15 protein-coding genes are annotated in these 18,131 nt (G+C 68.2%); 9 read left to right on the top strand and 6 right to left on the bottom strand.

Features of this window, described 5'->3' with window-relative positions:
* Nucleotides 1-131: 131 nt before the first annotated feature.
* Nucleotides 132-839 (bottom strand): histidine phosphatase family protein, encoded by a 708-nt coding sequence (locus AWB95_RS08385; RefSeq protein ID WP_062541642.1) that lies wholly within the window; start codon nucleotides 837-839, stop codon nucleotides 132-134.
* 87 nt (nucleotides 840-926) lie between these two features.
* On the opposite strand from AWB95_RS08385, the gene AWB95_RS08380 reads away from it, so the two are divergent.
* Nucleotides 927-1,799, top strand: coding sequence for a MaoC/PaaZ C-terminal domain-containing protein (locus AWB95_RS08380; protein WP_062541641.1), 873 nt, complete (start codon nucleotides 927-929; stop codon nucleotides 1,797-1,799).
* A gap of 29 nt (nucleotides 1,800-1,828) precedes the next feature.
* The gene (locus tag AWB95_RS08375; RefSeq protein WP_062541640.1) at nucleotides 1,829-2,044 is read left to right on the top strand and encodes a hypothetical protein; all 216 of its coding nucleotides are present in this window, start codon (nucleotides 1,829-1,831) and stop codon (nucleotides 2,042-2,044) included.
* 1 nt (nucleotide 2,045) lies between these two features.
* Here the strand turns inward: AWB95_RS08375 and AWB95_RS08370 are convergent, their stop codons facing one another.
* Both AWB95_RS08370 and otsB read right to left on the bottom strand, forming a co-directional pair.
* Nucleotides 2,046-3,236, bottom strand: coding sequence for a serine hydrolase domain-containing protein (locus AWB95_RS08370; RefSeq protein ID WP_062541639.1), 1,191 nt, complete (start codon nucleotides 3,234-3,236; stop codon nucleotides 2,046-2,048).
* Nucleotides 3,233-4,339, bottom strand: coding sequence for a trehalose-phosphatase (gene otsB, locus AWB95_RS08365; RefSeq protein WP_085167994.1), 1,107 nt, complete (start codon nucleotides 4,337-4,339; stop codon nucleotides 3,233-3,235). The genes AWB95_RS08370 and otsB overlap by 4 nt, the downstream gene beginning before the upstream one ends.
* Nucleotides 4,340-4,389: 50 nt before the next feature.
* On the opposite strand from otsB, the gene AWB95_RS08360 reads away from it, so the two are divergent.
* The 3 genes from AWB95_RS08360 (at nucleotide 4,390) to AWB95_RS08350 (ending at nucleotide 9,317) form a co-directional block, all read left to right on the top strand.
* On the top strand, nucleotides 4,390-5,253 hold the full coding sequence (locus AWB95_RS08360; RefSeq protein WP_062541728.1) for a universal stress protein: 864 nt from the start codon (nucleotides 4,390-4,392) through the stop codon (nucleotides 5,251-5,253).
* A gap of 44 nt (nucleotides 5,254-5,297) precedes the next feature.
* Entirely contained in the window at nucleotides 5,298-8,582 is a 3,285-nt protein-coding gene (locus tag AWB95_RS08355) for an error-prone DNA polymerase (RefSeq protein WP_062541729.1), read from the top strand.
* 93 nt (nucleotides 8,583-8,675) lie between these two features.
* Nucleotides 8,676-9,317, top strand: a complete 642-nt coding sequence (locus AWB95_RS08350; RefSeq protein WP_062541730.1) for a nitroreductase family protein — start codon at nucleotides 8,676-8,678, stop codon at nucleotides 9,315-9,317.
* 70 nt (nucleotides 9,318-9,387) lie between these two features.
* Here the strand turns inward: AWB95_RS08350 and AWB95_RS08345 are convergent, their stop codons facing one another.
* Nucleotides 9,388-9,849 (bottom strand): tRNA (cytidine(34)-2'-O)-methyltransferase, encoded by a 462-nt coding sequence (locus tag AWB95_RS08345; protein ID WP_062541731.1) that lies wholly within the window; start codon nucleotides 9,847-9,849, stop codon nucleotides 9,388-9,390.
* A gap of 253 nt (nucleotides 9,850-10,102) precedes the next feature.
* Between AWB95_RS08345 and AWB95_RS08340 the strand changes: the two genes are divergently transcribed.
* The 4 genes from AWB95_RS08340 to AWB95_RS08325 are packed head-to-tail and all read left to right on the top strand — an operon-like array spanning nucleotide 10,103 to nucleotide 14,238.
* Nucleotides 10,103-12,856: an ATP-binding protein gene (locus AWB95_RS08340; RefSeq protein ID WP_085167992.1), complete on the top strand. Its 2,754-nt coding sequence runs from the start codon at nucleotides 10,103-10,105 to the stop codon at nucleotides 12,854-12,856.
* Nucleotides 12,853-13,284, top strand: coding sequence for a roadblock/LC7 domain-containing protein (locus AWB95_RS08335; RefSeq protein ID WP_085167990.1), 432 nt, complete (start codon nucleotides 12,853-12,855; stop codon nucleotides 13,282-13,284). The genes AWB95_RS08340 and AWB95_RS08335 overlap by 4 nt, the downstream gene beginning before the upstream one ends.
* A 17-nt stretch (nucleotides 13,285-13,301) precedes the next feature.
* A complete protein-coding gene (locus AWB95_RS08330) occupies nucleotides 13,302-13,676 on the top strand; it encodes a DUF742 domain-containing protein (protein ID WP_062540260.1) in 375 nt (124 codons plus the stop codon).
* Nucleotides 13,657-14,238 carry a GTP-binding protein gene (locus AWB95_RS08325; protein ID WP_062540259.1) on the top strand — a complete coding sequence of 194 codons (582 nt, stop codon included), beginning with the start codon at nucleotides 13,657-13,659 and terminating at the stop codon, nucleotides 14,236-14,238. Before AWB95_RS08330 ends, AWB95_RS08325 begins: the two co-directional genes overlap by 20 nt.
* A gap of 3 nt (nucleotides 14,239-14,241) precedes the next feature.
* Here AWB95_RS08325 and AWB95_RS08320 read toward each other — a convergent pair whose 3' ends face one another.
* Nucleotides 14,242-16,857 carry an ATP-binding cassette domain-containing protein gene (locus AWB95_RS08320; RefSeq protein WP_085167989.1) on the bottom strand — a complete coding sequence of 872 codons (2,616 nt, stop codon included), beginning with the start codon at nucleotides 16,855-16,857 and terminating at the stop codon, nucleotides 14,242-14,244.
* Between the two features lie 73 nt (nucleotides 16,858-16,930).
* Nucleotides 16,931-18,112 carry an NADH:flavin oxidoreductase gene (locus tag AWB95_RS08315; RefSeq protein ID WP_062538746.1) on the bottom strand — a complete coding sequence of 394 codons (1,182 nt, stop codon included), beginning with the start codon at nucleotides 18,110-18,112 and terminating at the stop codon, nucleotides 16,931-16,933.
* Nucleotides 18,113-18,131: the final 19 nt, after the last annotated feature.

The following is an 18,131-nucleotide window of genomic DNA, read 5'->3' as shown; positions in this document are numbered from 1 at the left end:
GCCGTGTGACGCGATCGACGTGGCGATCGCAAGCGCGGCGAAGCCGGGCGCGGCGGGTCGCCACTATGGCCCCGTGGCGATCGCAAGCGTGGCGAAGCCGGGCGCGGCGGGTCGCCACTATGGCCCCGTGGCTAGTGGCGGAAGTCGCGGATGCCGTCCCAGTCCACCAGCGTCCATCCCATCGCGGGGCTCCCAGTGATCACGACGCGCCCGGTGTTGGGCAGCGGATGGGACTTGGCCAGGCTCTCGTTGGGGTTCTTCACGTTCATCAGCGTCCAGTACGCGATCGCGGTGCCGTGCGAGAACGCGATCGGCTTGTTGTCGCCGCTGTCGTAAATCTTCTGGACGGCGGCACTGAACTGGTCGTTGAACTGTTTTCCGCTGACCGAGCCCGGGATGGCGTCCTGGATGTCGCCGTTGAGCCAATCGGCGGGAGCCAGCAGATAGGTCTGGCCGGCACGGTCCGAGCGGGTGTTGTCGTACCAGCCGGCGTCGATCTCGCGCAGGCCGGGCAGGATCTGCACCTGCTCGTGGAGTTCTCTGGCCAACGGCGCGGCGGTCTGCTGGGTGCGGACCATTGTCGAGGCGTACACGCCGTCGTATTTGTTGCGAGCCAGCTGGCGGGCGAGCTGCTCGGCCTGACCCTCGCCTTGTTCGGTGAGACCCGGCCCGGGCACCTCGGTGTTGATCATCCCGTCGGCGTTGGCCTCGGATTCGGCGTGCCGGACGAAGGTCAGGGTGATGCTGCGCACGTGCGGTGTGCCGCCCGAGCAGGCGCCGACGGTTATCCCCACGACGAGCGCGGCCAGAGCCTTCCAGATAAGGGTGCGGTTCGGCATGGCGATAGCCTGCCTTGTCGGAGGCTTCAGTGTGGTGAATTTGGCTGGAATGGCCACGCCGCTGAGCCCGATCGAGAGGAGACCTGGATGGCGATCGACCCCAAGGCGATCGGCGCGACGACCGAGCCGATGCTGTTCGAGTGGACCGACCGCGACACCATGCTGTATGCGCTCGGTGTCGGGGCCGGGACCGAGGATCTGTCCTTCACGACCGAGAACAGCCACGGCATCACCCAGCAGGTACTCCCGACCTATGCGGTGATCTGCTGTCCCGCATTCGGGGCGGCCGCCAAGATCGGAACGTTCAACTGGGCCATGCTCTTACACGGTTCGCAGGGCATTCGGCTGCATAGGCCGCTGCCGCCGGCGGGGAAGCTGTCGGTGGTTTCGGAGGTGGCCGACATCCAGGACAAGGGCGAGGGCAAGAACGCCATCGTCATGCTGCGCGGCCGCGGCACCGACCCCGATTCGGGGACGCTGGTCGCCGAGACGCTCACGACGCTCGTCATCCGCGGCGAAGGCGGCTTCGGCGGCGAGCCGGGCCAGCGGCCGGTCGCACCGGAAATCCCTGACCGCGAGCCCGACGCTCGAATTCCGTTGCCCACCCGGGAAGATCAGCCGCTGATCTATCGGCTGTCCGGCGACCGCAACCCACTGCACAGCGACCCGTGGTTCGCCCGGGAGTTGGCGGGCTTTCCCAAGCCGATCATGCACGGGTTGTGCACGTACGGGGTGTCGGGTCGCGCCCTGGTCGCCGAGCTCGGTAAGGGCGACGCGGCCGCCATCACCTCGATCAGCGCACGATTCACCAAGCCGGTCTTTCCAGGGGAGACGCTGACCACCTTGATCTGGCGCACCGGGCCCGGCAAGGCGGTGTTCCGCACGGAAGCTTCTGGGGTCGACGGCAGCGACGCGCGGCTGGTGCTCGAGGACGGCGCGGTGGAATACACCGAGGTTTAACGGGGCCGCCATTGCGGCACTCTGCGGCCATGGCGTTCAAACTCACCTACAGCGACGGTCAAGAGACCGACTACGACGACAGCACCAAGTGGGAAGTCGAAAACGGCGTGCTCAAGATGGGGCGCGAGGCGGGTAAGTGGTCCGTCCTCATCTCGCCGAGTCACTGGGCCACCATCGAGGTAGGCCAGGCCGGCGACGGCGACAAGCCCAAGGACAAGGACAAGGACAAGGACAAGGACAGCTGACTTAGCCCGCGGGCGGCACCGGCGGGGCGTCGTTGGGGGCCAACTCGGCGCCGATCTTCTGGAACAGCGTGTCGGCCTCGTTGCGGTAGTTGCCCTGGTCGTCAAATGCCGTGGGGTGGTAGGTGACTGCAACCGCGACCGCGATCTTCTGCGACGGCAGATAGGCTTCGACCGCGGACTCGCCGGCGAACATCGAATTTTGCAGCAGCCAATTGCCGGAGACGACGATTCCCATTCCGTAGGTGCCGCCCTGCACGCTGCCGCGCAGATCGTTGGAAACCATCGCCTTGTACGACCCGGGCGATAGCAGCTTGCCCGAGCCGATGCCCACCGCGGTGGCCTCGAGGTCGTAGATGTTGGTGGTCTGCACAGCGCCGCGGGGCATCGTCCAGGACGGGTTCCAGAACGTGGCGTCTTCGTAAAACGGTGTGCCGGCGGGGATCTTGAGCGCCCGGCGGCGCTCCGAGGTGAAGGCATGCAGGGTCGGCACCGGGATCTGCGGCGTGTACGAATTGGCGGTGTTGATCAGCGCCAGCGGCCCAAGCACCTTGTCCTGCAAAAGCTTCGGTAGCTCAGCGCCGGTGGCCTTCTCCAACGCCAGGCTGAGCAGCACGTAGTTGGTTCGGGCATAGTTCCAATTGGTTCCGGGCTCGTAGAGCAATGGTTTGTGCACCGCGTAACCGAGCAGTTCGTCGGGATTCCACTGCCGGAAGGGATCGGCATCGCGGGCCGCAGTGAACTCGGCGTTCACGTAGTCCTGGTAGCCCGACGTCATGTGCGCGAGCTGACCCAGCGTGACCCGGTCGGCGTTGGGGATATCCGGCAGCCAGGTGGACAGCTTGTCCTCCAGGCGCACCTTTTTCTCGTCGACCAGTTTGAGCAGCAGCGTCGAGACGTAGGACGTCGCCACCGCGCCGTTGCGGAAGAACATGCTCGTCGTCGCGGGCACCCCCGTCATCGAGTCGCCGACCGCCTGGGTGACAATCTCCTTGCCATCCACCGTGATTCGGACGAGCGCCGCTTTCAGATGAGCCTGCGCCATCGTGTCGCGGACGATTTTCAGCACCGCCCGGGCCTTGGCCGGATCGGCCGACGACGAGGGGGGAGGAGTCTCGGCAGTCGACGTGCAGCCGGTCGCGACCACCCCAAATGCGCACAGCAGGGAACCCAACCGCCGGAAGAATGTCGTCATCGATGGTGTCCTATCTGCCTCGCCAGTTGCTCGGTGAATGCGACGACCGCGGCAGGGCTGTCCAGCGCGTAGCGCGCGGCGGTGGCGCGATCGCCATCTTCGGTGTGGCGCACCACAATTCCGATGCCGTCGTCGTGCACGGCGTCGAACGCGTCCTCGTCGGTGATGTCGTCGCCGAGGTAGATCGGTAGCAAGCGACCGTCTGCGACGTCGCTGATGTGGTCGAGCACCCAGCGCAGCGTCTTTCCCTTGTCCCAGTCCACGTTGGGCCGAAGCTCGATGACCTCACGCCCGGTGGTCACTCGAAGCCCGGTGCGCTGACCTGCCGCCCGCACTGCCGCGGTCACCTCGCCGACCCTGTCCCGTTCGGCGTTGCGGTAGTGTATGGCCACACCAAATCGCTTGTGCTCCACCGCAACACCGGTAATCTGGTGAAGCTGGTCGCGCAGCTGTCCGGCGGCCTGCTCCAGGGTGGGAATCGCCGCCGCGGCGTCCTCGTTGTGGTGGTGTTCGCCGTCGGGTCCGGTCAGCTCGAAACCGTGGCTGCCCGCATACCAGATGCCGGGCAGGCCGATCCGCTGCCGGACGTCGGCGAGGTCGCGGCCGGACAGTATCGCGATCGGGCACCGCGCCGCCAGCGACGTCAGCGCGTCGGCCGCACCGTCGGCCAGCCGGGCCGAGTCTGGGTCGTCGACGATCTCCGAAAGCGTGCCGTCGAAGTCGAAGAACACCGCGGGCTGGCGGCCGGCCGCGACGTCGTGGGCCGCAACGGCGTCGGGCAACTCCGACATGCGCCGATCCCCGGTGCGCACCTGCACGTCGCGCAGATCGGCGACGACGGCGTCGGCACCGCTGCGGCGCAACTCGTCGCCTGATCCCGTCGCGTCGACACCGATCACCAGCGCGAATCCGCCGGCCCGAGCTTTCGCGACGCCGTCCGCGCTGGCGGTGACGACGGCGCAGCGGCCCGGCCGCACCGAAGCCCCGATGCGCTCGGCGCCGACACCGGCGTCGCGGAGTCGCTGGGTCAGTGCGTCGGTCGACGGATCGTCCAGGTCGAACAGCACCGCGTCGTGGCGGCGCGGGTCGATGATGACCGACATGCCAATGACATTAAGTGCGTCGGCGATTTAGCGTGGGAGCAGGTGAGGAGATGCATCGCGGAATCGTGGTCGGTGTGGACGGATCACCGTCGTCGAAAGTGGCGGTGGACTGGGCGGCCCGCGATGCGGCCATGCGTGGCGTTGCGCTCACCTTGGTCCACGTGCTCGCCCCGCCCGTCGTGATGACATTTCCCGAGACCCCGATACCGCCGGGATACATGCAGTGGCAGGAGGAACAGGGTCAGCGGCATCTGCAGGAGGCGTTCGCGATCGTCGAGCAGAGCACGGCCGACCCGCCGCAGGTGGGCGCAGAGACCGTCGTCGGGCACACCGTTCCCACCCTGGTGGACCTGAGCAAGCAAGCCGCGATGGTCGTGGTCGGCTGCCGCGGGCATGGCTGGTTGCGGCGCACACTGCTGGGTTCGGTCAGCGCCAACCTGGTCCGGCATGCGCATTGCCCGGTGGCGGTCATCCACGACGAAGACCCGGCAACGCACTCTGCCGGCTCGCCGGTGGTTGTGGGTGTCGACGGTTCGCCGGTCTCCGATGCCGCGACGGAGCTGGCCTTCGAGGAAGCGTCGTTGCGGGGTGTGGAGCTCGTCGCCGTCCACGCCTGGCACGACACGGGCCTGTTCGACGTGCCCGGAATCGACCTCGCCACGATGCAGTCCGACGGCGAGCGGGTGCTCGCGGAGCAGCTGGCGGGCTGGCAGGAGCGCTACCCCGATGTCGCGGTGCGCCGGGTGGTCGTGGGCGATCGGCCGGCCGACCAGCTGATCGAGCAGTCGCGCGCGGCGCAGCTGGTTGTGGTGGGCAGTCACGGCCGGGGCGGCTTCGCGGGGATGCTGCTGGGGTCGGTCAGCCTGGCGGTCGTGCAGGCGTCGCGCACGCCGGTGATCGTGGCGCGGACCTGATCCTCGCCCGCCATAGTCGAACACAAGTTCGATATGCTTGGCTGGTGGGCTGGGGAAACGGGCCGCCGAGCTGGGCGGAGATGGAGCGGGTGCTCGACGGCAAGCCGCGCCGTTCCGGCACGCCCGCGGGCGGGCCGGCCGATGATGCTCCGTGGTCTCGCAAGCGTGTGGCATACCAGCCGGCTGGGGAGCGCCGGTCGGTTGGCTCGTCGGTCGCCTATGCCGAGTTGCACGCGCACTCGGCGTACAGCTTCCTCGACGGCGCCAGCACGCCCGAGGAGCTGGTGGAGGAGGCGGCGCGGCTGGATCTGCGCGCTATTGCGCTGACCGACCACAACGGCCTGTACGGGGCGGTGCGGTTCGCCGAGGCCGCCGCGGAATTGGACATGGCCACCGTGTTCGGCGCCGAGCTGTCCATGGGCGCAGGCGCACGCACCGAGGAGCCCGATCCGCCGGGCCCGCATCTGCTGGTGCTGGCCCGCGGCGCGGAGGGCTATCGGCGATTGTCACGGCAGCTGGCCGCCGCGCACCTGGCCGGCGGCGAGAAGGGCAAGCCGCGCTTCGACTTCGACGCTCTGACCGAAGCGGCGGGCGGGCACTGGCACATCCTGACTGGCTGCCGCAAAGGCCATGTGCGGCAGGCTCTTTACGCTCAAGGACCGGAAGCCGCCGCCGACGCGCTGGCCGATCTGGTGGACCGGTTCGGTGCCGACCGGGTCAGTATCGAGCTGACCCATCACGGCCACCCGCTCGACCACGAGCGCAACGCCACGTTGGCGGAGCTGGCGCCGCGATTTGGCGTCAGCGTGGTCGCCACCACCGGCGCGCATTTCGCCGAGCCGTCGCGTGCCCGGCTGGCGATGGCGATGGGCGCAATCCGGGCCCGCCAGTCCCTGGACGACGCCGCCGGATGGCTTGCCCCGCTGGGAGGTTCGCACCTGCGCTTCGGTGAGGAGATGGCCAGGCTGTTCGCCTGGCATCCCCAGGCGGTGAGCGCCGCGGCCGAACTCGGCGAGCAGTGCGCGTTCGGCCTGGCGCTGATCGCCCCGCAGCTGCCGCCGTTCGACGTGCCGTCCGGGCACACGGAAGACAGCTGGCTGCGGCACCTCGCCATGGCGGGCGCCCGCAACCGCTACGGCCCGCCGTCTCAGGCGCGAAAGGCCTATGCGCAGATCGAGCACGAGCTGAAAGTCATTGAGCAACTGAAGTTCCCGGGCTATTTCCTGGTGGTGCACGACATCACCCGGTTCTGCCACGAAAACAACATCTTGTGTCAGGGCCGCGGCTCGGCGGCCAACTCGGCGGTCTGCTACGCGCTCGGTGTCACTGCCGTCGACCCGGTGGCCAACGAGTTGCTGTTCGAGCGCTTCCTGTCGCCGGTGCGCGACGGGCCGCCGGACATCGACATCGACATCGAGTCGGATCAGCGCGAAAAAGTCATCCAGTACGTCTACGACAAATACGGCCGTGACTACGCCGCGCAGGTCGCCAACGTCATCACCTATCGAGGGCGAATCGCGGTGCGCGACATGGCCCGTGCGCTCGGGTTTTCGCAAGGCCAGCAGGACGCGTGGAGTAAGCAGATCAGCCGCTGGAACGGGTTGGCCGATTCCCCGGATGTGGAAGATATCCCCGAGCAGGTGATCGACCTGGCCACCCAGATTGCCAATCTGCCGCGGCACATGGGTATTCACTCGGGCGGCATGGTGATCTGCGATCGCCCGATCGCCGACGTGTGCCCGGTGGAGTGGGCCCGGATGGAAAACCGCAGCGTGTTGCAGTGGGACAAAGACGACTGTGCGGCAATCGGTTTGGTGAAGTTCGACCTGCTCGGCCTGGGCATGCTCTCCGCGCTGCACTACGCGATCGACCTGGTGGCCGAGCACAAGGGCGTCGAGGTGGACCTGGCCAAGCTGGACCTGACAGAGCCCGCGGTCTACGAGATGCTGGCCCGCGCCGATTCCGTCGGGGTGTTCCAGGTGGAGTCGCGCGCACAGATGGCCACCCTGCCGAGACTGAAACCGCGCGAGTTCTACGACCTGGTGGTCGAGGTCGCGCTGATCCGCCCCGGGCCCATCCAGGGCGGCTCGGTGCATCCCTACATCCGCCGGCGCAACGACGTCGACCCGGTCGTCTACGACCATCCCTCGATGGAGACGGCGTTGCGGAAAACCCTTGGCGTGCCGCTGTTTCAGGAGCAGCTGATGCAGCTCGCGGTGGACTGCGCCGGGTTCTCCGCCGCCGAGGCCGACCAGCTGCGCCGGGCCATGGGCTCCAAGCGCTCGGCCGAACGGATGCGACGGCTGCGCGGCCGGTTCTACGACGGCATGCGCGCGCTGCACGGCGCACCCGACGAAGTGATCGACCGGGTGTACGAAAAGCTGGAAGCCTTCGCCAATTTCGGTTTTCCGGAAAGCCACGCGCTGAGTTTCGCGTCGCTGGTGTTCTACTCGTCGTGGTTCAAGCTGCACCACCCGGCGGCGTTCTGCGCGGCGCTGCTACGGGCCCAGCCGATGGGTTTCTATTCGCCGCAGTCGCTGGTGGCCGATGCCCGCCGGCACGGGGTGGCGGTGCACGGTCCCGACGTCAACGCCAGCCTGGCGCACGCCACCCTGGAGAACGCGGGAACAGAGGTGCGGCTCGGGCTGGGCAGTGTGCGTCATATCGGCGACGACCTGGCCGAGAAACTGGTCGAGGAGCGAAAAGCCAATGGGCCGTTCGCTTCTCTGCTGGATCTGACGAGTCGGGTGCAGCTGAGCGTGCCCCAGACCGAGGCGCTGGCCACCGCGGGGGCGCTGTCCTGCTTCGGGATGTCGCGGCGGGAGGCGCTGTGGGCGGCGGGGGCGGCGGCCACCCAACGGCCGGACCGGTTACCCGGGGTGGGCTCGTCGTCGCACATCCCGGAACTCCCGGGGATGAGCGAGCTGGAGCTGGCCGCCGCCGACGTGTGGGCCACCGGCATCTCCCCGGACAGCTACCCGACCCAGTTCCTGCGCGAGGACCTGGACGCGATGGGGGTGCTGGCCGCCGAGAAGCTGACCAGCGTGCCCGACGGCGACAGGGTGCTGATCGCCGGCGCGGTGACCCATCGGCAGCGGCCGGCGACGGCTCAGGGAGTGACGTTTCTCAACCTCGAGGACGAGACCGGCATGGTCAACGTGCTCTGCACGCCGGGGGTGTGGGCGCGGCACCGCAAGCTGGCGCAGACGGCATCGGCGCTACTGGTCCGCGGCCAGGTCCAAAACGCCAGCGGCGCAGTCACTGTCGTGGCCGAGCGGCTGGGCAAGCTCACCCTGAGAATGGCCTCGAAGTCCCGCGACTTCCGCTGACGCCTTTTGCGCCGAGCGTGCGCAAAACCGGGTTTCGACCCGGCGTGTCGACCGGGAACACGCACGCTCGCGGCAGAAAGATAGTCTCGCTACATGACCCTGAATTTGTCCTTCGACGAAGTCCTCACCACCACCCGCTCGGTCCGGAAACGGCTTGACCTGGAGAAGCCGGTGCCGCGGGAGGTGTTGATGGAATGCCTCGAATTGGCTCTGCAGGCACCGACGGGTTCCAACGCCCAGGGCTGGCAGTGGGTGTTCGTCGACGACCCTGACAAGAAGAAGGCGCTGGCCGATATCTACCGCGCCAACGCGACCGCGTACCTCGACCTGCCCAAGCCTCAGTACGGCGACAGTCGCGACGAACGCCGGCCGCTGGTGTACGAGTCGGCCAAGTATCTCAACGAGCACTTCCACGAGGTGCCGGTGATGCTCGTCCCGTGTCTGCAAGGGCGGCCGGACAATTCGCCCGCCGGGATGAGCGCGTCGTTCTGGGGATCGCTCCTACCCGCGGTGTGGAGTTTCATGCTGGCGTTGCGCTCGCGCGGACTGGGTTCGGCGTGGACGACGCTGCATCTGGTCGGCGACGGCGAAAAGCAGGCCGCCGAGGTGCTCGGCATCCCCTTCGACGAGTACAGCCAAGGCGGGTTGTTCCCGATCGCCTACACCAAGGGCACCGACTTCAAGCCGGCCAAGCGGCTGCCCGCCGAGCAGCTCACACACTGGAACAGCTGGTAAACCTCTCGCCGAGTGGCCAGTTATGTCACGGTTCGGGACACAAAGCGTGCATTAAGTGGCCACACGACGCTCACGCCCCACTGAACCCGTGCTGGCGCCACGCTTCGTAGACGGCGATCGCGGCGGCATTCGACAGGTTCAATGACCGTCGCCCTGCCAGCATCGGGATGCGGACCGGCTCGGTGATGTGCGCGTCGGCCAGCGTCGCGGCATCCAGCCCGGTGGGCTCCGGCCCGAACATCAACACGTCGCCGGCCTGATACCGCACGTCGGTGAACAACGTCGTCGCGTGGGCGGTGAACGCGAACACCCGCCGCGGCGCCAACGCGTCCCAGGCCGCGTCCAACGACGCGTGCACGGTGACCGACGCCAGGTCGTGATAATCCAGCCCGGCTCGGCGCAGCTTGGGTTCGGACAGGTCGAAGCCCAGCGGCTCGACCAGATGGAGCTCGCAGCCGGTGGCCGCCGCGGTACGGATCGCATTGCCGGTGTTAGGCGCTATCCGCGGCGAGTAAAACAACAGCCGGAACATCTGACGATCATCGCAGTTGTCCGTCACCAATTTGCTCAGCTATCCTTTGCGGCGTCTGGCACGGTCCGGCGAACTCTGTCTGTTCAGTAAGAATTATGGTCACTGTGGCCGCAGGCTGTCATACTCGTCGAATTGCCAGGCGCATATCGCTCGCCCGTCTGCCCTCGGCACGGGTGCAATTAGCAGGAAGCCTTATGAACGACGCGCGAACACTGCATATCAGCGGAGCGGTCGGTAGCACGACCGCGGTCCGGTGACCATGTTTGCCCGCCCGACTCGGGCGGTGTCGCCGGCTATAGACGAAACCCCGGAAGCCCCTGCCGCACCGGCGAAACGGCCCCCGACATGGTCGTTGCGCAATTGGCCGGTCCGATGGAAAGTCGTCGCGATTGTCGCGGTGCCGCTGATACTGGCAATGGTTTTCGGCGGATTGCGCATCTATGGCGCGCTGAACGAGGCCAGCCAGCTTCGGTTGGCCGCCGACCGCGCCGAAGTCGTTCCGGCCATTACCAAATACATGTCGGCCCTCGATGTGGCGTTGTTGTCGGCGTCCAACGGCGGCGACGTCGAGGGTGCGAAGAAAAACTACGAGGCCCGCAAATACGAGCTGCAGTCGCGGCTGGCGGACACCGACGTCGCCCCCGACGTGCGCAACGGGCTCGGCGTGCTGCTCAACGGGGGCCAGGCGTTGCTGGACAAGGTCGCCTCGAACGGCATCGGTTTGCGCGACCGGGTGACCAGCTACGCGCCCATCCTGCTCACTGCTGAGAACGCCATCGACGGGTCGGTGCGCGTCGACAACGAGAAGATCCGCGCCGCCGCACAGGGATTGAGCCGGGCTATCGGGGCCCGCGGCCAGATGATGATGCAGCAGCTGCTGGTGACCCGCGGCGGGGACCTGCCCGAGCCGGAGCTGCGCACCTCGATGATGACCCTGGCGGGCACCGAGCCGTCGACGCTGTTCGGGATGGCGGAGGTCCTGGGGGTCGGCTCGCCGGAGGCCAAGAAGCTGCAGCAGCAGATGGTGACCCGGATGGCGGTCATGTCCGACCCGGCCAGCCTGCTGGTGAACAACCCGGCGCTGCTGCGGTCGATCCAGACCACCGACGCGATCGCCGCGCAAATCATCAAGGACACCACCTCGTCGGTGACCAAGGCAGTCGAGGACCGGGCCAAGGACCGACGCGACGCCGCGATCCGCGACACCGTGCTGGTGCTGGCCGCCATCGTGGCCGCACTGGTGATCGTGCTGCTGGTGGCGCGCTCGCTGATCCAGCCGCTGCGGGTGCTGCGCGACGGCGCCCTCAAGGTCGCCCACCAAGACCTCGAGCGTGAGATCGCCCGGGTGCGGGCCGGCGACGAGCGCGCCCCCGAACCGCTGCCGGTCTACACCAGCGAGGAGATCGGCCAGGTCGCCCACGCGGTCGACGAACTACACACCCAGGCGCTGCTGCTGGCCGGCGACGAGGCCCGGCTGCGGCTGCTGGTCAACGACATGTTCGAGACCATGTCGCGGCGCAACCGCTCGCTGGTCGACCAGCAGCTGTCGCTGATCGACCGTCTGGAGCGCAACGAGCAGGACCCGGAGCGGCTGGACAGCCTGTTCCGGCTCGACCACCTGGCCGCCCGGATGCGCCGCATCGGGGCCAACCTGCTGGTACTGGCCGGCGCGCAGTCCTCCCGGGGCGACCAGCGCGCACCTCAGCCACTGTCGACGGTGATCAACGCCGCCACCTCCGAGGTGGAGGACTATCGCCGGGTCGAGACGCCGACCGTGCCCGACAGCACGGTCCGCGGTACCGCTGCCGGCGACATCGTCCACTTGCTCGCCGAGCTGATCGACAATGCGCTGCGCTATTCGCCGCCGATGTCACCGGTGCGGGTGTCCGCCACGCGGCGCAACGACGGCGGCGTGCTCATCCAGGTCGTCGACGCCGGCCTGGGCATGACCGGGGGGGACCGGCGCATCGCCAACATGCGGCTGCGCGCCGGTGGCGAGGTCACCCCGGACAACGCGCGCCACATGGGCCTGTTCGTGGTCGGCCGGCTGGCCGACCGGCACGGGATCCGGGTGCGGCTGCGCAGTTCCTCGCGCGACGGGCACCGTCCGGGTACGACGGCCGAGGTGTACCTGCCGCCGGCGGTGCTGGCGGGCGCAGACGACCACGCCGGGCCGCGACCGGCCCCGGCGCAGCGGCGGATGGCCACGGTCGAGGAGGCGGTGGTAGCCGCGGACTACGACGACTCCGCCGAGTTCGCCGCCCCGCCCGAACCCGCCGAGCGCAACGGGTCGCACCCGCCCGAAGCACCGGCCAGCTTGTTGCCGCGGCGCACCCCGGGCTCCAGCGGCATCACCGGCGCTCCGGTCCGTCCGGTCCAACCGCCGCCACCCGAGCAGCCCCAGCCGTGGCGGGAGAAGCAGGACCAGTCGTACGCCGAACCGCCTGCGGCACAACCGGTTTCGAATACGTCGTCGTTCTTCTCGTCGCGGTCGCGGGTTGAGCCCGACGCTGCCGAGCCCGCCACCGCGGAGACCGACGAGTACTGGCCTGCCGAGCCGCCCGCGCCGTCAAGCAAGCCAGCCGAACCCGAGGATTTGATCTACCAGCGAATGCTCTCCGAGTGGCTGGTCGACCCGCACGAGTTGGCGCACAGCGCCGACCTGGACTGGCAGACGGTGTGGGACCGCGGCTGGTCGGCTGCCGCCGAGGTGGAGAACGTGCCGGTCTCCGCGCATACCGAAACGGGTCTGCCGGTGCGTGAACCCGGCGCGCGACTGGTACCCGGCGGCGCAACCCCCGAGCCGTCCGGCGACCGCGTCAACGGTGCAGCGCACCGCCGGGCCGACGAGGACAACGGGGTAGCATCGAACGGCGGATTTGGTTCCGGCCGGCACCAAGCCCCGGACCCCGAAGCGATCCGCGCTTCCATCAGCAGCCACTTCGGCGGCGTGCGGGCCGGACGGTCGCACGCCCGCGAGACAAATCAAGGACCTGATCACGAATGAGCTCGCCCTTTCCGCCCGAGCCGTCGCGCCAGTCACACGACAACTCGCTGGACTGGCTGGTGTCGAACTTCGCCCGTGACGTGCCCGGGGTGTCACATGCGGTGCTGGTGTCCGTGGACGGCCTGCTGATCGCCGCCAGCGAGCATCTGCCGCCCGACCGGGCCGACCAGTTGGCCGCGGTGGCGTCCGGCCTGGCCAGCCTGGCCACCGGCGCCGCGCAACTGTTCGATGGCGGCCAGGTGCTGCAGTCGGTGGTGGAAATGCAGAACGGCTACCTGCTGCTGATGCGGGTCGGCGACGGCTCGCATCTGGCCACACTGGCCTCGACGTCGTGCGATATCGGCCAGATCGGATACGAGATGGCGGTCCTTGTCGAACGGGTTGGCGGCGTCGTGCAGTCGTCCCGGCGAGCTCCCCAGCCCTCGTGAAGCAGTCGTGAGCCGCGATGGAAAGACCCGAGCCGCCGCCGCCCGCGACTGAGGCGAGCCTTGTCCGCCCGTACACCCTCACGGCCGGGCGGACCGACACCACCGTCGACCTTCCCATGGAAGCGCCGGTGCAGACGCTGCAGTCGGCATTGTTTCACAAATGGCCTGCCAGCGACTTGCGAGGCAAGATCGTCCAACTGTGCATCAAGAGTCCCTCGGTTGCGGAGATCTCTGCCCGGCTGGATTTGCCGCTCGGTGTCACGCGCGTCCTGGTCGGCGACTTGGTGACTTCGGGCTACCTTCAGGTGAGCCGGACCTTGAATGAGCGTTCCACCCGCGATGAACGCCGCGAACTCATAGGAAGGACGCTGCGTGGCTTACGAGCGCTCTGAGGCGCGGGAAACCGCCTCGACGAAGATCGTCATCGCGGGCGGGTTCGGCGCCGGCAAGACAACCTTTGTGGGCGCGGTGTCGGAAATCATGCCGCTGCGCACCGAGGCGATGGTCACCGACGCCTCGGCAGGGGTGGACATGCTGGAGGCCACCCCGGACAAGCGGACCACGACGGTGGCAATGGACTTCGGCCGGATCACCCTCTACGAGGATCTAGTGCTCTATCTGTTCGGCACTCCGGGGCAGCGGCGGTTCTGGTTCATGTGGGACGACCTGGTGCGCGGCGCCATCGGCGCGATCATCCTGGTCGACTGCCGCCGCCTGCAGGACAGCTTCGCCGCGGTCGACTTCTTCGAGCACCGCAACCTGCCGTTCCTCATCGCGGTCAACGAATTCGAGGGCGCCCCAAGGTATCCCGTTGCCGAGGTGCGCAAGGCGCTGACGTTGCCCGAGCACATCCCGATCATCAACATCGATGCCCGCGATCGCCGGTCGGCCACCGACGCGCTGATCGCCATCAGCGAGTACGCGCTGGCAACCCTGGAACCCGCAGGCGGCTGAGCGCTACTTCCGTTTGAGCCGGATGTGCCACCGGATATACACGGTGTAGGCAATCGACAACGCCGCCAGCATCGCCATGTCGATCACGTAGATGTGTTTCGTGTGCTGCCACCATCGGTCGTTCGTCGGGATCTGCGGAACCTTGACCAGGTGCGGGAAGTCGATCGACGACGCCCCGGCGGCGAATCCCCAGCGGCCGGGCGTCACGAACGACAGCTGGTTGAGCCCGAACCGGCCGGTCACCGGGATCCCCATCCCGCCGCAGAGCACCAACTGCGACATGATCGAGACCACCAGCAGCGGCATGATCTGCTCACTGGTCTGCGCTATCGCCGACAGCAGCAGGCCGAACATCGCCGACGCGACACAGGTTGCCGCGACGGTCAGGAACAGCGAGAACGTCGAGTTGTCGAAGAACGGCGGATGCGCGGTGGGCGCACCCTTGCCGATCCTGACGATGGCGGTTGCGATCGCCGCCTGGATGGTCGCGAAAGCGGAGAAAACGACGACCTTGGCCAGCAGGTAGGCCGTGGTGGACAGGCCGACCGCCTGCTCCCGGCGGAAGATCGGGCGCTCGCCGATCAGGTCGCGGATGGTCAGCGCGGTGCCCATGAACACCGCCCCGATGCACAGCAGGACCATGATGTACTGCGGCTGGGTAGGCGCGGGGCCCTGTGGGTCGGCGACACCGAGTCCTGGTTTCGGCCCTTTCACGGTCAGCGACAGCGCACCCATCAGGAACGGCAATATCGCCAGGAACACCGTGTAGCCACGGTCGGAAAGGACGAGCCGAACCTGCCGTCGGGCGATCGTGGAGAGCTGGCGCCATCTGTCGGTGTGGACCGGCTCACCCAAGTCCCCGGGCTCCGTGGTGGTGGCTCGCGCCGGCTGCTCGGGTCGGCGGCCCTCCCGTTCCATGAAGCGCCGGTTGGCTTCGTCGGGGTCCGCGCCCACGCTGGCGAAGATTTCCGCCCAGTTCCGTGTTCCGAACGCGGACTCGACCTTGGCGGGCGGACCGCAGAACGCCGTCTTGCCGCCGGGCGCCACCAGCAGGATCTGGTCGCAGACGTCCAGGTAGGACACGGAATGGGTGACGACCAGCACGGTGCGGCCGGCGTCGGCCAGCTGGCGCAGCATCAGCATGACCTGGCGGTCCAGCGCCGGGTCAAGGCCGGAGGTCGGCTCGTCGAGCAGCAGCAGCGACGGCTGGGTGAGCAGCTCCAGCGCGACCGACGCGCGTTTGCGTTGGCCGCCGGAGAGCTTGTCCACCCGGGTGTCGGCCTGCTTGGTCAGGTCGAGCTCCTCGAGCACCCCCGCCACGACCTGGGCGCGCTCTTCCTTGCTGGTGTCCGGTGGCAGCCGCAGCTCGGCGGCGTAGCCGAGTGCCTGGTTGACCGTCAGCTGGCGATGCACCACGTCGTCCTGCGGCACCATCCCGATCCGGCTGCGCATCGTCGCGTACTCGCGGTGGATGTCATGCCCTTCGAAGGTGATCGTGCCCTGGCTGGGGCGGGTGTATCCGGCGATGAGCCGCGACAGCGTGGTCTTGCCCGCGCCGGATCCGCCGATGATCGCGGTCAGCGTGCCGGGTCGGGCGGTCAGCGAAATGTTGTCGATCAGCTCCTTGCCGTCGACCTTGAAGTGCACGTTGCTGACCTCGAGACCGCCGGTGCGCGTCGCGGCCTCGGTGCGCCGGACCAGGGTGCCGTCGGTGAAGACCAGGTCGACGTTGCCGATCGTGACCACGTCGCCCTCGTTGAGCACCGCCGACCCGACCCGCACGCCGTTGACGAACGTTCCGTTGATGCTGCGTGCGTCGCGGATCTCGGTGCCCAGCGGCGACGGCACCAGGAATGCGTGATGGCGCGACGCCAGCACGTCCTGGATGACGATGTCGTTGTCGGTCGCGCGGCCTATCGTCAGCGAGCCGCTCGGCTTCTCCGGCGTCGCGGCCGACGGGCGCAAGACCTGGATCATCTTCGTCGCCAGGTTGCCGACCTCGGGCGGCTTGGCTTGGGCGGGCGCCATCCGCGTCTGTGGCTGGACGCTGGGCGGCGGTGCCGACGGCGGGGGGCTGCCCGGGTATGCGGCCGCGGGTCGCTGCCCGCCGCTGGGCGGATACATCGGCTGGGGTGGGGCCGGGGCGGTGTGCGGGTGGTTGCCGGGCGGATGGGGGCGCATCGGTGCCGACTGCGGAGGCCACGACCCGCCCGGCTGGCGCGCCGGCTGCGGGTGCGACGGGCGAGGGGCGCCGGACGGTTGGACGACGCGCATCGACGCGGTGCGGGGTGGCCGGCCGGCCATTCCGGCGTGCCGGCCGACTTCGAAGGTCAGCCGGGGCCCGTCGGGGTTGCCGATGTTGATGCTCTGGCCGTCGTGGATGTCGACCACCGGCACGCGGCGGCCGTTGACGAAGGTGCCGTTCAGCGAACCGTTGTCGATCGCCAGCCACCGGCCCTGGTCGAAGCGCAGCAACAGATGCGCGCGCGAAATCAGCGGATGGGTGATGCGCATGTCGGCGCGAAGGTCACGTCCGACAACCACGTCATGGCCCGGTGCGAACGTGCGTTGGGATCCGTCATACCGAACCGTCAGCGCCGGAGGTGCTGCTTGACTCATCGAGACAACTGTAGCTGGTTGGTTCACCGAACCGACTGTATCTATTGTGGCGCAGTCGGGTTTGACGCGCCCGTCAGGCAGCGCTGTCCGGTGCGCCCGTGACGACGCAGCGGGTGCGGCTGTAAATCGTCGGCATGCAGCGGTTGCAGTGGATGCACGCCGAGCGCACGTCGCGCTGGTCGCGAATCCGGTTGACCAGATCCGGTTCGGCCAGAAGCGCGCGGGCCATCGCGACGAAGTCGAAGCCCTCGGCCATCGCCAGCTCCATCGACTCGCGGTTGGTGATGCCGCCGAGCAGGATCAGCGGCATGGTGAGCTCGGCGCGGAACAACCGGGCGTCGCGCAACAGATAGGCGTCGCGGTAGGGGTATTCGCGCAGAAACTTGTGGCCGGTCATCCGGATGCCCCAGCGCAGTGGCGGCTTGAACGCGCCGGCGAACTCCTTGACCGGCGCGTCGCCGCGGAACAGATACATCGGGTTGACCAGCGAACTGCCGGCGGTCAATTCGATGGCGTCCAGCCCGCCGTCGTCCTGCAGCCATTTGGCGGTTTGGACCGCTTCTTCGACCGTGATACCGCCACGCACGCCGTCGGCCATGTTGAGCTTGGCGGTCACGGCGATCTGGCTGTCGACCGCGCGGCGCACCGCCTGCACCAGCCCGCGGGCGACCTTGGCCCGGTTCTGTAGCGACCCGCCGAACTCGTCGTCGCGGCGGTTGATCAGCGGACTGAGGAACGAACTGGCCAAATAGTTGTGGCCCAAATGGATTTCGACCGCGTCGAATCCGGCGTCGATCGCCAGCTTCGCCGCGTTGGCGTGCGCGGCGATCACGTCGTCGATGTCGTCGCGGGTGGCCCTGCGGGCGAACCGCATCCCGATCGGGTTGAAGAACCGCACCGGTGCCAGCGCGGTGGCCTTGTTGGAGCGGACGTCGGCGACCGGCCCGGCGTGGCCGATCTGTGCGCTGACCGCCGCGCCTTCGGCGTGCACGGCGTCGGTGAGCCGGCGCAGCCCGGCGACGGCTTCGGGGCGCATCCAAATCTGCTCGCCCGACGTGCGGCCGCCGGGGGAGACCGCGCAGTAGGCAACCGTCGTCATGCCGACACCACCGGCCGCCGGCAGCCGGTGGTATTCGATCAGGTCGTCGGTCACCAACGCGTCCGGTGTGCGTGCCTCGAACGTCGCGGCCTTGATCACGCGGTTGCGCAGCGTCACTGGACCGAGCTTGGCCGGGGCGAACACGTCGGTGGGCATATTCGGAGGGTACGCAGGC

The sequence above is a fragment of the Mycobacterium celatum genome (genome assembly GCF_002101595.1).
In the GTDB taxonomy this organism is placed as follows: domain Bacteria; phylum Actinomycetota; class Actinomycetes; order Mycobacteriales; family Mycobacteriaceae; genus Mycobacterium; species Mycobacterium celatum.
The sequence above is the reverse complement of the archived record's forward strand: the minus strand, read 5'-3'. Positions and strand labels throughout refer to the sequence as shown.

Bases quoted from the DNA above. Each gene is read 5' to 3' on its own strand.
- AWB95_RS08385 (WP_062541642.1), bottom strand. From the start codon at position 839: ATGCCGAACCGCACCCTTATCTGGAAGGCTCTGGCCGCGCTCGTCGTG.
- AWB95_RS08380 (WP_062541641.1), top strand. From the start codon at position 927: ATGGCGATCGACCCCAAGGCGATCGGCGCGACGACCGAGCCGATGCTG.
- AWB95_RS08375 (WP_062541640.1), top strand. From the start codon at position 1,829: ATGGCGTTCAAACTCACCTACAGCGACGGTCAAGAGACCGACTACGAC.
- AWB95_RS08370 (WP_062541639.1), bottom strand. From the start codon at position 3,236: ATGACGACATTCTTCCGGCGGTTGGGTTCCCTGCTGTGCGCATTTGGG.
- otsB (WP_085167994.1), bottom strand. From the start codon at position 4,339: ATGTCGGTCATCATCGACCCGCGCCGCCACGACGCGGTGCTGTTCGAC.
- AWB95_RS08360 (WP_062541728.1), top strand. From the start codon at position 4,390: ATGCATCGCGGAATCGTGGTCGGTGTGGACGGATCACCGTCGTCGAAA.
- AWB95_RS08350 (WP_062541730.1), top strand. From the start codon at position 8,676: ATGACCCTGAATTTGTCCTTCGACGAAGTCCTCACCACCACCCGCTCG.
- AWB95_RS08345 (WP_062541731.1), bottom strand. From the start codon at position 9,849: ATGTTCCGGCTGTTGTTTTACTCGCCGCGGATAGCGCCTAACACCGGC.
- AWB95_RS08335 (WP_085167990.1), top strand. From the start codon at position 12,853: ATGAGCTCGCCCTTTCCGCCCGAGCCGTCGCGCCAGTCACACGACAAC.
- AWB95_RS08330 (WP_062540260.1), top strand. From the start codon at position 13,302: ATGGAAAGACCCGAGCCGCCGCCGCCCGCGACTGAGGCGAGCCTTGTC.
- AWB95_RS08320 (WP_085167989.1), bottom strand. From the start codon at position 16,857: ATGAGTCAAGCAGCACCTCCGGCGCTGACGGTTCGGTATGACGGATCC.
- AWB95_RS08315 (WP_062538746.1), bottom strand. From the start codon at position 18,112: ATGCCCACCGACGTGTTCGCCCCGGCCAAGCTCGGTCCAGTGACGCTG.